Annotated in this window: 13 protein-coding genes and 1 pseudogene; 8 read left to right on the forward strand and 6 right to left on the reverse strand. The window is 52.2% G+C overall.

Annotated features, from left to right (window positions below; translation table 11 throughout):
• A complete protein-coding gene (locus WA318_RS19035; protein ID WP_336083681.1) occupies positions 1-2295 on the reverse strand; it encodes a bifunctional salicylyl-CoA 5-hydroxylase/oxidoreductase in 2295 nt (764 codons plus the stop codon).
• A 203-nt stretch (positions 2296-2498) separates the two neighbouring features.
• Between WA318_RS19035 and WA318_RS19040 the strand changes: the two genes are divergently transcribed.
• The 4 genes from WA318_RS19040 (at position 2499) to galE (ending at position 7283) form a co-directional block, all read left to right on the forward strand.
• Positions 2499-3335 (forward strand): alpha/beta hydrolase, encoded by an 837-nt coding sequence (locus tag WA318_RS19040; protein WP_336083683.1) that lies wholly within the window; start codon positions 2499-2501, stop codon positions 3333-3335.
• 1 nt (position 3336) lies between these two features.
• Positions 3337-5292 carry a 3-hydroxyacyl-CoA dehydrogenase NAD-binding domain-containing protein gene (locus WA318_RS19045; RefSeq protein ID WP_336083685.1) on the forward strand — a complete coding sequence of 652 codons (1956 nt, stop codon included), beginning with the start codon at positions 3337-3339 and terminating at the stop codon, positions 5290-5292.
• 303 nt (positions 5293-5595) lie between these two features.
• On the forward strand, positions 5596-6201 hold the full coding sequence (locus WA318_RS19050; protein WP_336083687.1) for a class I SAM-dependent methyltransferase: 606 nt from the start codon (positions 5596-5598) through the stop codon (positions 6199-6201).
• An 86-nt stretch (positions 6202-6287) separates the two neighbouring features.
• Positions 6288-7283: a UDP-glucose 4-epimerase GalE gene (galE, locus tag WA318_RS19055; RefSeq protein ID WP_336083689.1), complete on the forward strand. Its 996-nt coding sequence runs from the start codon at positions 6288-6290 to the stop codon at positions 7281-7283.
• Between the two features lie 30 nt (positions 7284-7313).
• Here the strand turns inward: galE and WA318_RS19060 are convergent, their stop codons facing one another.
• Entirely contained in the window at positions 7314-8498 is a 1185-nt protein-coding gene (locus WA318_RS19060; protein ID WP_336083691.1) for a cyclopropane-fatty-acyl-phospholipid synthase family protein, read from the reverse strand.
• A gap of 11 nt (positions 8499-8509) precedes the next feature.
• The gene (locus WA318_RS19065) at positions 8510-9466 is read right to left on the reverse strand and encodes a fatty acid desaturase family protein (RefSeq protein ID WP_336083693.1); all 957 of its coding nucleotides are present in this window, start codon (positions 9464-9466) and stop codon (positions 8510-8512) included.
• A gap of 276 nt (positions 9467-9742) precedes the next feature.
• On the opposite strand from WA318_RS19065, the gene WA318_RS19070 reads away from it, so the two are divergent.
• Positions 9743-10810, forward strand: a complete 1068-nt coding sequence (locus WA318_RS19070; RefSeq protein WP_336083695.1) for a glycosyltransferase — start codon at positions 9743-9745, stop codon at positions 10808-10810.
• 104 nt (positions 10811-10914) lie between these two features.
• Entirely contained in the window at positions 10915-11985 is a 1071-nt protein-coding gene (locus tag WA318_RS19075; RefSeq protein ID WP_336083697.1) for a glycosyltransferase, read from the forward strand.
• Here the strand turns inward: WA318_RS19075 and WA318_RS19080 are convergent.
• From WA318_RS19080 to WA318_RS19090, 3 genes are all read right to left on the reverse strand, one after another.
• A complete protein-coding gene (locus WA318_RS19080; protein ID WP_336083699.1) occupies positions 11982-13124 on the reverse strand; it encodes a cyclic nucleotide-binding domain-containing protein in 1143 nt (380 codons plus the stop codon). The genes WA318_RS19075 and WA318_RS19080 overlap by 4 nt on opposite strands.
• A 14-nt stretch (positions 13125-13138) precedes the next feature.
• A complete protein-coding gene (locus tag WA318_RS19085; protein WP_336083701.1) occupies positions 13139-13780 on the reverse strand; it encodes a DUF6962 family protein in 642 nt (213 codons plus the stop codon).
• Positions 13781-13892: 112 nt separating this feature from the next.
• Positions 13893-14768 (reverse strand): diacylglycerol/lipid kinase family protein, encoded by an 876-nt coding sequence (locus tag WA318_RS19090; protein ID WP_336083703.1) that lies wholly within the window; start codon positions 14766-14768, stop codon positions 13893-13895.
• Between the two features lie 356 nt (positions 14769-15124).
• On the opposite strand from WA318_RS19090, the pseudogene WA318_RS19095 reads away from it, so the two are divergent.
• Both WA318_RS19095 and WA318_RS19100 read left to right on the forward strand, forming a co-directional pair.
• Positions 15125-15724, forward strand: a pseudogene (locus tag WA318_RS19095) (zincin-like metallopeptidase domain-containing protein); the annotation flags it as partial.
• Positions 15725-15877: 153 nt separating this feature from the next.
• Complete coding sequence (locus WA318_RS19100) at positions 15878-16003, forward strand: DUF5710 domain-containing protein (protein WP_336083739.1); 126 nt, start codon at positions 15878-15880, stop codon at positions 16001-16003.
• Positions 16004-16015: the final 12 nt, after the last annotated feature.

Raw genomic sequence — 16015 nt, forward strand, 5'->3', positions numbered from 1 at the left:
TTACACCTTTCCGGTCATGACATCGGCGCGCTCAGCCAAACGCCACATCTGGTCACGTCCGGCATAATAGGGAGCCGGCCAGTTTTCGGTGCGATTGCCAAGATTGGCCGCCTGATGCAGCGTCCAATATGGATCAGCCAGATGCGGACGGGCCAGACAGACAAGGTCCGCACGTCCTGCCATCAGGATCGAATTGACGTGATCGGGTTCGTAAATATTGCCAACCGCCATGGTCGCCATTTTGGCTTCGTTGCGGATACGGTCCGAGAACGGGGTCTGGAACATGCGTCCATAGACCGGACGGGCATCTTTGGTCGTCTGACCGGCGGACACGTCACAGATATCAACGTCATTGGCCTGAAGGATACGGGCGATTTCAACCGCCTCTTCTGGTGTTACGCCAGCATCACCAATCCAGTCATTGGCCGAAATACGTACCGACATCGGCTTGTTGGCAGGCCATGCCGCACGAACGGCATTAATGACTTCAAGCGGGTAACGCATCCGGTTTTCAAGCGATCCGCCATATTCATCAGCGCGGCTATTGCTGACCGGGCTGATGAAGGATGACAGAAGATACCCATGGGCGGCATGAACCTCGATCATGTCAAACCCGGCACGATCCGCCATCCTGGTCGATGCGACGAACTGATCACGAACCAAATCCATGTCTTCGCGCGTCATGGCCTTTGGCACCGCATTGCGGTCCGACCAGGCAATGGCAGAAGCCGACAAAAGCGGCCAGTTACCGTCTTTTAGCGGGGCATCCATTTCTTCCCAGCCAAGCTGGGTCGACCCCTTGCGTCCGGAATGACCAATCTGCATGCAGATTTTGGCATCCGTTTCGGCATGAACGAAATCAGTGATCCGCTTCCATGCCGCTTCATGGGCATCATCATAAACGCCCGGACAACACGGCGTAATCCGCCCTTCGGGCGAGACGCAGGTCATTTCGGTGTAAACAAGTCCCGCCCCGCCTTTGGCGCGTTCCGCGTAATGGATCAGGTGCCAGTCGGTCGGACAGCCATCAACCGCCTTGTACTGCGCCATTGGCGAGACAACGATACGGTTTTTAAGTTCCATATCACGCAGCCTGAAGGGCACGAACATCGGATGACGCACCGGTTCTGATGCGGGCAATCCTGCCTTGCGCTGGAACCAGCCTTCGGCACTTTCAAGCCACTTGGCATCGCGCATACGCAAGTTCTCGTGACTGATGCGCTGTGATCTGGTCAAAAGCGAATAGGTGAACTGGACCGGATCGAAATCGAAGTAGCGTTCGATCTCCTCAAACCATTCCATGGAGTTGCGTGCCGCCGACTGCAAACGCAGAACTTCAAGGCGACGTTCATCCTCATACTTGGCAAAGGCTGATTTCAGGTCCGGCTCGGAATGCAGATAGTTTGCCAGCGCAATGGCACTTTCAAGGGCAAGCTTGCTGCCCGATCCGATGGAGAAATGCGCAGTTGCCGCAGCATCCCCCATCAAAACGATATTTTCATGTGACCAGCTTTTGCAAAGCACACGCGGGAAGCTTAGCCATGCAGACCCACGAATATGGTGGGCGTTGCTCATCAGGGGATGGCCGCCCAGATGATCCTTGAAAATCGCCTCGCAGGTTGCGATCGAGTCTTCCTTGGACATCTCGCCAAAGCCGTATGCGTCCCACGTTTCTTGCGAACATTCGACAATGAAGGTCGCGGTTTCATCATCAAACTGATAGGCGTGCGCCCAAACCCAGCCCTTGTCGGTCTGCTCGAAGATGAAGGTAAAGGCATCATCAAATTTCTGATGAGTGCCCAGCCAGACAAATTTGCATTTACGCGTATCGATGTCGGGCTGGAACTGATCAGAAAATTCGGTGCGGGTTTTCGAATTCAAACCATCGCAGGCAACGACAAGATCATATTGCTTGGCGTAGGTTGCCGCACTTTCGGCCTCGGTCTCGAAACGCAGGTCGACGCCAAGTTCGCGGGCACGCTGCTGAAGCAGGATCAGAAGCTTTTTACGGCCAATGCCGCAGAAACCGTGACCGGTCGAAAGGGTCTTTTCACCGCGATATTGAACCGCAACGTCATCCCAATAGGAAAAGTTGGCGCGAATGGCCTCGGCACTTTTGGCATCATTGGCCGCAAGGTTGTCGAGAGTCTCGTCAGACAGCACCACGCCCCAGCCGAACGTGTCGTCGGGCTTGTTGCGCTCGATCACCACGACCTCATTGGCCGGATCGCGCAATTTCATCGAGATTGCAAAATACAGTCCCGCAGGACCACCACCCAGACAAGCTACTCTCACCAGCTTTTCCCTTCCTGATTTGTTTGGTTGTTTCGGGAAACTGATAAAACGGTACGCCTCGTTTTATTTTATTTCAAGTACAAATATTTTAAGTTTGAAATATCTTCGGATTTGCCTAGAATTTGGCCTGTAAACGAATTGTGCGCGCCTGTAGGATCCGGGCGACACGTGCCACTACACCAAACGATCAGGGATGAATTCACATGATTACCGACTGGGATGATGCCTATGCCAATGGTGACCACATTGCCAATGCCGGATCCTTTCCGGGCATGTGGGCAGAACAGTCATCCCGGTTTCGTGATGCCCTGATCGCCGATGGTCGAGCCGAACTTGATATCGCCTATGGCACCGCAGAGCGCGAAAAATATGACCTGTTCCTGCCCCATGGAACGCCCAAGGGCTTGGTCGTATTTGTCCATGGCGGCTACTGGAAGGCGTTTGACAAATCAAGCTGGTCGCATCTTGCAAATGGTGCGGTTGCCAAAGGCTGGGCTGTTTGCCTGCCAAGTTATACCCTTGCCCCTGATGCCCGTTTGTCGCAGATCACCCGACAGGTTGCATCGGCCATCAATCATGTCGCAGCACGCATTTCCGGCCCCATTCATCTGACCGGCCATTCGGCGGGCGGGCATCTTGTCAGCCGGATGGTATCGAATACCTCACCTTTGGCGCCGCCCGTTCTTGCGCGTGTTGAAAACACAGTATCGATTTCGGGCCTGCATGATTTGCGCCCACTTTTGAACACGTCGATGAATGATGTTCTGGGCCTGGATGAAGAAGAAGCCACAACCGAAAGTGCCGCTCTTCTCAAACCGGCACTTCCCTGTTCGATCACCTGCTGGGTCGGGGCAAACGAACGTCCGGAATTTGTCCGTCAGAACGATCTTCTTGCCAATATATGGACCGGGCTTGGCGCATCGACACGTTCGGTACATGCGCCGGATAAACATCATTTCGATGTGATCGCCGATCTTGCCGATCCTGAATCTGATCTGACGGCTTGCCTTCTGACTCCGATCTGTGGCGAGGGTAACTGATATGAGTACCGTCACCCTGACCCGTGAAGGCCATATTGGCGTTATCATGATCAATAACCCGCCGATCAACGCCACCAGTCATTCTGTACGTGAAGGTATTGTTGATGCCCTTGATCAGATCGATGCCGACCCAGTCATCAATGTTGCGATCCTGATCTGTGCGGGCAAGACTTTCATCGCCGGGGCGGATGTCTCAGAATTCGGACAACCGCCCAAGGCCCCGATCCTGCCAAATGTGATCAAATGTCTTGAAGCATCGACCAAACCCGTAATCGCAGCAATTCATGGTCATGCACTGGGCGGCGGGCTTGAGGTGGCGCTGGGATGTCATTACCGGATTGCCGACAAATCCGCCAAGCTTGGCCTTCCGGAAGTCAATCTCGGCCTGATCCCCGGTGCAGGCGGGACCGTGCGCCTGCCAAGGCTTGTTCCGGTGCATGACGCCATCAGCATGATCACGTCTGGGAAACCCGTTTCAAGCACCAAGGCCAACGAAATTGGCCTGATTGATGCGATTTGCCATGGTGCGCTTCTTGATGCAGCAAAGGATTTCGCCCAGACAATCCAGAAGCTTGATCTTCCGGTGCCATTGATCGCAAGGGAGCCTGTCAAAGCACCGTCCGCAGATGAATGGGATAGCATCACGACCACAACCATCAAGAAAGCCCGAGGTCAAGTCGCACCTGTTGTTGCAATCGACGCAATCCGCACCGGGATTGATGAGGATGCCCAAACCGGACTGACGTTCGAGCGCCAAAAGTTCGTTGAGCTGCGCGACAGCGACCAATCAAAGGCCCTGCGCCATATCTTCTTTGCCGAACGTTCCGTCGGGAAGCTTCCCGAGATTGATGGTGTTGCACCAAATACTATCCGCGAAGTCGGTGTCATTGGCGGCGGCATCATGGGAGCGGGCATTGCAACAGCATCCCTTCTGGCTGGCTTTAATGTAACGATCATCGAGCGTAACGATGAAGCGTGCGCAAACGGGCGCGCCACGGTCGAAAAGCATTTATCGGGGAGTGTAAAGCGCGGGCTGATCACGCAGGATCGCTTTGATCAGTTATTGGCCGCGTTTTCAACCAGCACCGATTACGCTGCCCTTCGCAATGCCGATCTTGTGGTTGAAGCTGTTTTCGAAGACATGAATGTCAAACATGATGTGTTTGGAAAACTGTCTTTGCATTGCAAGGCTGATGCGGTTCTGGCCTCGAACACGTCCTATCTTGATATCAACGAGATTGCGGCAAAATGCGTCAATCCTGGCCGGGTCATTGGCCTTCATTTCTTCTCGCCAGCCCATATCATGAAGCTGCTTGAAGTTGTGCATACAGACAAGGCAAATGCCAAAAGCCTTGCAACAGCTTTTGCCTTTGGCCGTGCACTTGGCAAGATTGCGGTGCCTTGTGGTGTGTGTGACGGTTTTATCGGCAATCGCATCATGTCGGCCTATCGCAAGCATTGCGAATATATGCTCGAAGATGGTGCCCTTCCTCATCAGATTGACGACGCAATGGTCGAGTTCGGTTTTCCGATGGGTCTGTTTGCCATGCAGGATATGGCAGGACTTGAGATTTCCTGGGCCACACGCAAGCGTCTTGCGCCCTTCCGCGATCCGGCCGAACGCTATGTCGCACTTGGCGATTATCTCTGCGAGATGGGCCGGTTTGGCAAAAAGAACGGTCTTGGCTGGTATCGCTATGACGAAACCGGCAAGGCGCAGCCGGCCCCGGAAGTCGATACCCTTGTGATCGCCGAGTCAGAGAAAAAGGGCATCACGCGACGCAGCTTCAGCCATGACGAAATCATCCATACCATCCTTACCGCCATGCGCAACGAAGGCGACAAAATCGTGGCGGAAGGCGTCGCCCGCAGCCCGGATGCCATCGATGTTGTGATGGTCAACGGTTATGGCTTCCCGCGTCACAAGGGCGGGCCGATGTACCTGACACGGAACTGATCCGAGAACATGCAAGGTGGGGCATTGAACAAGCCCGCCTTGCTTTGCTTTTTGAGGATCAGAACTCGCTTGGCAAAACTGCTTGTGACTTGTTCACAGGAAAGTTCTTTACTTTCCTGACGGTCAAACACAATTAAACTATTCCGTTACAATTATTTAACCGATAATCGTCAGAGTTTGGTTCTTCGTGAAAACCGCTAAACGGGTCATCCTGGTTTGGTCAGCTCATACAGAGAACCTTGCGCGGTGCCAGCGGATACGAACCAAAGCCGGTTCGCAGTTTTAACAGGGTTATAACCTTATATGATCAGGTCCTTCGTCAAGTGGGCAGACCAACCGCGTCAGAACGGGATTGTTGCGGCTATCGAGCAGGTCCTCGCACACGCTCCCTTGTCCATTCTTGATATGGGATGTGGTCACGGTCAGCTGGCAAAAAGACTGAAACAGAATAACGGCAAACGTCAAATCACCGGCGTCGATGTTGTTGTACAGCCCGATTGCGCCATTCCCGTCTCAGTCTATGACGGAACGACAATCCCGTTTGCAGATGATTCTTTTGATGCGGTTCTGTGCATTGACATGCTTCACCATACCGATAACCCGACAGCGATCCTTCAAGAAGCCAGACGCGTCGCGCGCAAGTGGGTCATTGTCAAAGATCATATCGCTGACAGCAAATGGGACCATCGCACTTTGACTGTTCTCGACTGGCTGGGAAATGCCGGAACAGGGGTCCCGTTGCCCTATAATTTCCTGTCATCAGCACAGTGGCAGTCGGCATTTGACCGCGCAGGTCTTGTGGAAAAGGCAAAAGTCCATCCGCTTCGATATTGGCCGGGTGTCATCGGACATCTTTTTGACCGCCAATATCATTTTGTCTCGAAACTGGAAAAGTACGCTCAGATGTAAGCCATCGCCCGGAAAGCCCCCGTCGCCCCAATCCCTTTAACCCGCAATGTCGCAAGAAATCGCTGGCAAGGTTAGAAAACGAGCACATGAGTTTACAAAAAAAAGTCCTGGTTACAGGTGGCGCCGGATATATCGGGAGTCATGTTTGCAAGGCATTGCATACCCATGGTCATATCCCGATTGCCTTTGACAATCTGAGCACCGGGCACAAAAGCTTTGTCAAATGGGGGCCTTTGCATCAGGGGGATATTACCAACGCCAATGACCTGAATGATGCCTTCATGAAGCATCGTCCCGATATGGTCATGCATCTTGCCGCCAGCGCCTATGTGCGGGAATCTGTCGCCGATCCCATGAAGTATTATGTGAATAACTGCGTTGGCTCACTGCGTCTTCTCGATGCGATGCAGTGTCATGGCGTCCATCATATCGTCGTTTCTTCGACCTGCGCGGTATATGGGGATTGCAAGTCACTTCCAATTGATGAAAGCACGGAAAAAGAACCGCAATCGCCATATGGGCGTTCAAAACTGTTTGTTGAACAAGCCTTGCATGACCTTGGAAAAGCGTCTGACTTGAAATGGGTTGCCTTGCGTTATTTCAATGCGGCTGGCGCAGACCCGGACCTTGAAATTGGCGAAGATCACACGCCCGAAACCCACATCATTCCGCTGACCATTCAGGCGGCCTTGGGCAAAGCACCCGCCTTGCAGATATTTGGCAATGATTTTGACACGCCCGATGGCACCGCGATCCGTGATTACGTCCATGTCAACGATCTGGCGACCGCACATGTCAATGCCATGACCTATCTTGAAAATGGCGGCGCGTCAGACGCGTTCAATCTCGGAACCGGAAATGGAACATCCATCAAGGACATCCTTGATACTGTCAAACGGCTGAGCGGAAAAGAAGTCCCGCATGCCATCGCCACGCGAAGCCCCGGCGATGTCCCCGCCCTTTATGCTTCGGCAGAACGGGCGAAGCAGCATCTGAACTGGTCGCCAACTCAAAGTTCGCTCGACAATATCATCAAGACAGCCCTGAACTGGCACCGGCATCACCGAACCGGGAATGACTGAATTCCCGGTTCGGTATTCGTATTTGTCGGTTTACTGATACATATATTCGCGGGTCAGCGGCATGTCGTTCTTCAGCCCGTTCGAGAACAGAACATGGAACAACCGGTTTTCACCATACCGGAATGACGCCGCACTGACTTGGAAATACAGGTAATAGCGACGCGCGAACTCTTCGTCATAATGTTCGCGGATCCAGTCAATATTTGCGTTGAAGTTATCAAGCCAGTGGAACAGGGTCAGTTCATAGTTCATCCGCAAATTATCAACGTCGATGACGTTCATTTTCTTTTTGCAGATGCCGCCAATAATGTTTGTAATATCAAGAACCTGTGCCCCCGGGAAAATGTATTTGTCCGTCCAGGGATCAGCTTTGTGAAGCTCGTCATTACCCACCAAATGGATCAACCCCAGTGATCCGGGTTTCAGGATTTGTTTTACCTTGTCGAAAAACACCGGCAGGAACTTAAGCCCGACATGTTCGAGCATGCCAATAGACACCACCTTGTCAAAGACGCCTTCGACATCGCGGTAATCTTTCAACTCGACACGGATTTTATCCTGCAAACCGAGTGATGCAATTCTGCGATTGGCATATTCGACCTGTTCACGAGACACGGTAACGCCCACACCGGTAATGCCGTAATTCTGGGCTGCATAAATCAAAAACCCACCCCAGCCACACCCGAGATCGGCAATCGTTTCGCCTTCCTGCAAACGCAGTTTGCGGCAGACAAGATCAAACTTGTTGGTCTGGGCTTCTTCGAGGGTGTTGTTCGGATCTTTGTAATAGGCACAGGTATAGGCCATCGTCGGGCCCAGCAGCCGCTCGTAGAAATCGTTACCGACATCATAGTGATGGCTGATGTTTTTCTTCGACCCCTTAAGCGTATTCTGATTAAGGAAATACTGCACAAGGATGTTCAGCTTGGCCTTCCATGACATTTTGTATTCGGTATAGCCAACCCTGAAACCGAGCTTGAACAGAAGCTGCATGTCCCCTTCAACATCGAGCATTCCGGTCATATAGGCTTCGCCAAAGCCCAGGAAACCATCAGCCAGTGTTTTTGACGCAGCCTCTTTCTCCTTGAACCAAAGCGTAAATGCCGGCTTATCGCCAATCTGAAACACATCATCATCCCAAAAGCGCACAGCAAAGCTGCTTTCCGGGTCGGTGTGATGCATTGCCTTGGCAATTTCCTGAATGGCATTCTTCATTGTATTTCCCTTTAAACCTTCTGCTCTTGTTCCTGAAATTGCTTCTTCTGGTATTTCGGACCTTTGATGAGTTCCCAATACGATGAAACAACCGAATTATTGTAGGCGGGTATTGTTGCCTTCAGATGTTGATGAAGGGCTGGCAAATTGTGGTACGGCACGCCCGGATACATGTGGTGGGCCGTGTGATAGCGAAAACCGATAGGCTGAATGATCACGGCAATCGGAGATTCAACGGTGAAACTGTCATACATCTGATCATCAGGAGATGACGTTTCGGCGTGGATTTCCAGTTCGTGCTCCAACGGAATACGCAGCACGATTAGCAACCAGGCACCAACAAGGACCGCATAAACAAACCCGACAAACTGTGGCAGCAACCAGACCAGCGCGATCAGATACAGCAATGAAAGACGCGATAACCAGACGACTTCGTTCTTCTTGGCGTCTGGGACCGGGGTACTGGTCGAGAAATTCAGATGCTTTTGCGAAAACCGATCAATCCGTTCTTCAAGCTGCATCCCGCCAATACTGGTAATAATTGTTTGAAACACAACATAAAGCGGGGTGGCAAAAGGCAGAACCAGCAAGACAAAAACCGCAAGTTTGGGGTCACTGCGCACCAGCAAATATTGCGGGTCTTTCTCGGTTCTGAACGTTCCGGTCTGATGATGAATTTTATGCGGCTGGGAAAACCGGGCAGACGGCACCATGATGATGCAGCCGATTGTTACATGCCAGAACCAGTAAAACACACGCAATGGCTTGCTGTTGGGGCGATGCGCCAGTTCATGACCAAAAATGCCTGCGCGATGCAGGCCAATGACACATAACAGATACCCCGCGACAAACAGAACACCGCTTGCCTGAATCGCACAAATGAGCCCCCCCAGAAACATTGCCATCGCGATCAACAAATCACGAAAGTAAATCCCCGGGCTCACGGCGAAGAATTTTTTATCAATCATGACTGTTCATGCGCCAATTAAAAATGAAATAAAAATTCACAAATGTAATTCCCCTAACCCCTTGCAGAAAATCACAAAATAGATTTATTGTCCATTGCAACCTCACGTTTAATCTCTAATTAAATCCGGTAATTAAATCTTTTGACATCACCCCAGATCGCGCCAGCAACAAATAAAGAGCATCCGTTCGATATCATCGTTTTATCGACAGCAGCTCTTCCCTGGCGAACCGGACCCTCTATATTTTCAGTCTGGCATGCCGGCGGGTTCGCGCAATTGGGGCATAAAACGGCTCTGGGCCTGCCATGGCTCGACCGGAAATCCCAGATTAAACTGTGGGGAAAGGAACTTTTCAAATCCCCGCAAGAGCAGGAAGACTGGGTCCGCAAAGAAGCAGAACATATGAATGTCCCGGCCTTGCCAGCCATTTTCTTCTTTAAGGGCGTCTTTTCCAAAGCAGCCTATAGTATCTTCATTACTGAAGATCCCTTTAAGGCACTTCCTGCTGCTGACTATTACGTTATTGAGGAACCCGAACATTTTGGCTGGCTACCCGTAGTTAGCGCACGCTCAAAGATCGCAGCGAAAAAGATTCTGGGCATCGTCATGACCAATTACGGATTTTACATCCGGCGTCCCGGTCGCCCTGATCGCGCCCTGTTTGCCAAACTGGTTGAAGCGCGCAACAAACAATTGATGCGTAAACATACCGACATTATCGCGCCGCTTTCGCCAGCAGTTGATCTTGAAAACCTTAATCACCCGATTGCCCGCCAGCAGGTTACCGGCGTACTCGATGCCTTCAAAACCGTTCCCGATGTTCCGGCCGACAATCAGGGTGTCTATTTCATGGGGCGGCTGGTGTGGGAAAAGGCACTTGATATTGTCATCGACACAGCCCGCACGCTTGATCTGCCAATAGACATCTATGGCGAAGGCCCCCATCAGGGCGAAATGGAAGCTCGGGCGAAGAAGATCAATGCGCCTGTACAGTTCAAGGGCCCGGCCTTTAGCCCGTGGGAACCGATTGCCAATTACCGCGTCTTTTTCAATCCGTCGCTGTCCGAAGTCCTGTGTACGACAACCGCCGAAGCACTGGTGGCCGGACGGCATGTTGTGATCCCCGATTGCCCTGCCAATACACCGTTCTACGATTTGCCCAATGTTCATGTTTATCACACCGAACAAGAAATCCCGGCTGCATTGCAAAAGGCACTGACAACCGATCCCGTCGCACCGCTCAAGGCGCGCGAACGGTTTGACTGGGCCAATGTATGCCGTTCGATTGTTGATCTTTTGAAATCACCTTCACCCTCTATTCGCAATCCAAAGGCATTGTCATGACCAGCCGCAGGCACATCATCGTTATTTATACAATGGCTGGCGGAGGGCACCTGAAGGCCGCTGAATCGCTTCGGGAAGTATTGGAGGCAACCGGGCGCTACAAAGTGACCCTGGTTAATCCATATGTGGAACTGATGCCCCATCTCGACCTTTGGCAGCGCCTTACCAAGCGGACATCAGAAGATATCTACAATCAGACAATCATTGGCGAGGGTAAAACAGGCTTGTTCTGCCTGACCTATTACGCCGGAATTTTGCTGAATTTCAAACTGGCTTACCGTGAAGGCCGCAAGCTTCTTGGTGATTATTTCAAAAGCCAGAAACCCGACATGGTCATCTCTGTTCTACCGATGTTAAATCGCGTGATTTTTGACGCGGTTGAGGATTATCGCAAGACGGTCGCCGATCCCCGATCAATACAAAGTGCGGTGCTCATCACTGACTGGACCGAATATGGTCACCATATCTGGTTCCCCAAAGGTCGGGACTATCACGCGATCTGTGGCACCGATGAATCCTTCAAAAAGGCCGGTTCTTACAAGAACCTTTCCGGGCGTGTTCATGCCACCCAGGGCATTTTGCTCATGCCGTCCTTTCAGGACACCTCGAACCTTGATAAACGTCAGGCCAAACTCGACCTTGGCCTTGACCCGGATGTGCCGGTGATCTGCATGCTATATGGCGGTCAGGGTAGCTGGCGCATGAAAGAACTGACCAAAAGCCTGATCGCTCATGCCCCCAGGGCCCAGATCCTCTTGCTTTGCGGGCGCAACACCGCCCTTGCACAACAGCTTGAAGAAATGGAAATGCCGTTTGCCCATCGGGTGGTCGGCTTTACCAATGAAGTTCCCCAATATCTTGGCGCGTCCGATATATTTGTTGGCAAGCCAGGTCCCGGAAGTGTCAGCGAAGCCCTTCATTTCGGGCAGCATCTTCTTCTGGACCGGACCATGGCACTGCCCCAGGAACTGCCGGTTCTGAAATGGGTCATTAAACATGGCGCAGGATCAGCTTTCAAAAGCACGCGCTCATTCATCAGCGCACTTTCCCGATTGCTCGACAAAACCACCCATGATGCGCAAGCTTTATCCCCGCGCCCGAACAAGGCATCTGAACAGATTCCTGCGATTATCGACGGAATTTTCGCACCGGGAGAGGCGACCGACGACGCCTAGATCAATCCGCTCCAGAATGCGGCGCCACCGGCAAAGAAATGCACAAGTGTCGGCCCGACCAGATTGCGATGACGTAAATACAGCATGCCAAACAGGATGCCCGATATCGCTGTCATCATCACGGCGGCAACACCGAAATGCAGGTGGAAAACCCCGAACAATACGGATGCCAGCACAACCGACCGCAATCCGCGCTTGTCATTCAAAAAGCGCTGGAAGGACGACTGCAAGAAGCCCCTTGCGATCATTTCCTGTAACAGACTGTGGAAGAAATAACTTAACGTCGGGCCCAGAATAAAGGGTGCCGGTGTCTGTTCCTTGATCCCGAGCGCCTGCATGGCCCAGGCAGCAGCAAACACAATCGCCATCGCGATGATGGAAAAGATAATGCCTTCCAAAAGTGACTTCCGGAACCCGATTTTCGTCAGGCCAAGCTCACGTAACGGAATACCCATTTTCCAGATGACCAGAAAACTCGGCACCAGAATAATCATCAGATACTGCCAGGCAAATGTCTGGGTATAGATATTTACCTTAAGCACATGTTTGGACAGAACATCATTGACGACCATACCGATCGCCATGACCCCCATCGTATACAGGAAGAACTGACCAAAAAGCTGCTGGTCCTTGATCGCGATCATCTCGCGCTCCATGGCCGCGATATATTTGTCGTTCTGATCGCGCATACGCCCCGTCACGGCAACGGCCAGACTGCCCCGAAGATCGGCAAGGACGTCTTCACCATTGGGCAATTCAAGAATGTCAGCCGGACTGAATTCAATCAGTTCGCTGGCTTCGACCACCCGGGCCGAGGCCGATCTTGGCTTGCCATCAAGAAGTGAAATTTCGCCAAGCACCAACCCGTCACGAAGGTCGCCAAGCAGACGTTCTTCTAGCCCGTCATGTGCTTCGCGATAGACAACGACATGCCCCTTGCGGATGTAATAGAACGAGTTCGTCAGATCGCCTTCCCTGATCAGCGTCGTCCCGGCAGGCGCTCTGTAACGTCGCATGACAGCATGAAGGGCCTTAAGCGTTTCAGGACGAACATCGGGCAGTATTTTTGCGATTTCATCAAGGCTGATGTCGCTCGGATCATCGGTGCCACGGTTTTGGTTTTCCACCATTTCCCCCATTTATTCAGGCCCTTCTAGGAAACCGCAACCTGACGGTTCAGCTTCATTCCACCAAGATAGAAACAAATAACAGCCGGCATCAGAACAACATGATAGGTGCCATAGATCCCGAACCCGTCAAACAGCTCAAACCCGACAATTGGAAGCGCTGACGCAACGAATGTGATGATAACACCTGAAATCATCGCAACCGACCCTGTCGCCTTGCGAAGCCCCATCATACTCAGAACAAGCAGCAAAATCATCGCTGCGGAATAGCTTCCCATCACGATAAAGAAGTTATCGGAAACAAACACGGCCACAATCACCGCTGCATTGACAATCCCGCTGATCCCGATCACCAGTTTCCGTGCTCGCGGCCCCAGAAACTGAACTGCCGCACTCACGCAGATAAAGAAGGACGTAACAGCGGCACAGGCCCGGGTTGCGATTTTCAATGGCTCATGTAACCAGTGTCCTGCCACTTCAAAGAAGCCGTGATCAATCGCCCCAAGCAGGAACGTCAAGGCGATCAATGTCATCGTAATTGCCCAGAACCAGGCGGCAGACTTCTTCTCAATATCCGGACGCATCATAAGACCGGCGGCAAAAGCTTGCAGGCATGCCAGAATAACATCGGTCAGTGCGGAATAGGTCAATTCATCAAGCATCATCATGCAGGGGCCATCGGGCCCCACCTTAATCCCGAAGATTAAAACAACGTCATTTGCCTGAAGACTCTCCCGAAATGCCGGAACCTCAAACAACGACAACCCAAGCCATAGCTCTTTAAGGCAGCAACACCTCGTAAGAATGCGTGTTCGATCTGATTTCGACTGGCAGCCTCAGATAGACATCTCCGTCACTTTGCACCGGGGACGCCTTATCGGCTGTATCAATCAGAACTTCGCGTGCTTCAAGCACCTTCACATCAGCGCAATCATGCAAACGTCCGCGAAGCAGCCCCAGACAATAACGCAGGATCGACCAGAAATCATTCCGGCCCAGAAGATAGATCTGAAAACCCGGCTTTGATACGCCGGTGTTGTAGCCAAGCCGGTAAGACCCGCCATAATACTGACCATTCATGACAATCACGGATTTGGCGGACTGTGTTTGACCATCACAGGTCACCTGAAACAGATCATTGCGGCAAAGGCCAATCGTCCTTAACAGGGCAACGATATAGGCCGGAACCCCAATTCTTCTTTTCAGATCAACGTTCAACCGCTCAACCGATCTGGCATCAAACCCGACACTTGCCGTCATGGTGAAACGCAACTGATTGATATTGCCAAGATGCATCTGGCGAATTTGACCATCTCGCAATGCCTGGTCGAAGGTCGCAAATGTCACGCCAAGTTCCCGGGACAGCAAATTTACGGTCCCCAGCGGCACAATCCCGAACGGGATATTGAGGTAATCCCCCAATCCGTTCAGAACATTGCTGATCGTCCCGTCCCCGCCAGCAATCAGAACCGCATCATGCCCCGGAAGATGGTCAATATAGGTCTGGCACAATCCGTCAATCGGTCGCCGTCTTTCGGTATGGACACTCCTGACGTCAAACCCTGACATCTCAAGCCGGTCGATGACCTGATCAACCTTTCGGCTCGTCACACCTCCGGCCCCCGGGTTCCAGAACAACAGTACTTTTTTGATCATTCTTTTGCTGTGAACCTGTTTGAAGTGTGTGACATCTGTTTTGTCCAAGATGCAAACACTTAAAGCAACCTTTTCTACTTTGAGGCAAGCTATTTCAGGTTTTATTTCCCAATAGATTCAGTAGGTAGCCGGGAAATTAGGGCTCCCGGACCGAAGAACCTGTGCTGTCTGCGGGCATTAAAAATGCCCCGCCCTTGAGGGCGAGCTGACAACGGCTAAATATCTTGATGTCTCACGAGCGCAGTCTGCGCGAGACCTGTCGGTCGCGCTCAACCTTCAGACTAAAATCGCTCCACTGGAGCGATTTCTTCACGTCTTCAGCCTTCAAGTTATGAGCACAGACACAGGCACAGGCACAGGACGCGCAAGTCCGCAAGGGCGAGAAAGGCACCATGATCGAATATTGGAAATGGTCTGAGCGCGAGAATATCTTGGACAACGATGGCAAACCGGTTCTTGACGACAAGGGTATCGCCCAAACCCGTGACGTGAGGCTGGACCACCCCAGAGTGTTTCATGCTGTGGTCTTCAATGCCGAACAGATTGCTGGCTTTGCACCCTATATCGCACCAGAGCCGACCTTCAGCCCGGTCGAACGGGCTGAGCTGATCCTCAAGCAGGGCAATGTGACGATCTTTCATGATCAGAATGACCGGGCCTTTTATCGGTCCTCAACAGATCAAATCCACATGCCCCATCAGGCGGCTTTCAAAGGCCAATACGAATATTACGCCACCGCCCTGCACGAGCTTGACCATGCCACCGGCCATCAATCACGCATGGCCCGCGAGTTCGGACCGTTTGGCTCAGAAGTTTACGCCAAGGAAGAACTCCGTGCCGAGATCGCAAGCTACATGCTGACCACCGAGCTCGGCCTTGGCCATTATCCGGAACGCCATGCGGCCTATGTTGGCTCTTGGAAGAAAGCGATCAAGGAAGACCGCAATGCGCTGTTCACCGCTGCGCGGGATGCAGAGAACATCCGCACCTGGATCATGGAGCCGGATCTGCGCCAAAGCCTGATCCCGGTTAAAGCCAAAGAACAAGCCAAAACCATCGCCCAAAACCCGGCTGATGAACGACAGAAGGAAAATGCCATGAACGCCGAGATGTCACAGGCTCCGAACCAGGACACCAGCACCGAACGCAAACGCATCTATCTTAATGTACCGTTCAGTGAAAAGGATGAGGCCAAGGCACTTGGGGCAAAATGGGATCGTCGGGCCAAAGCCTAGTATACCCGCGAT

Source organism: Thalassospira sp. CH_XMU1448-2 (genome assembly GCF_037027285.1).
GTDB lineage: Bacteria > Pseudomonadota > Alphaproteobacteria > Rhodospirillales > Thalassospiraceae > Thalassospira > Thalassospira profundimaris_C.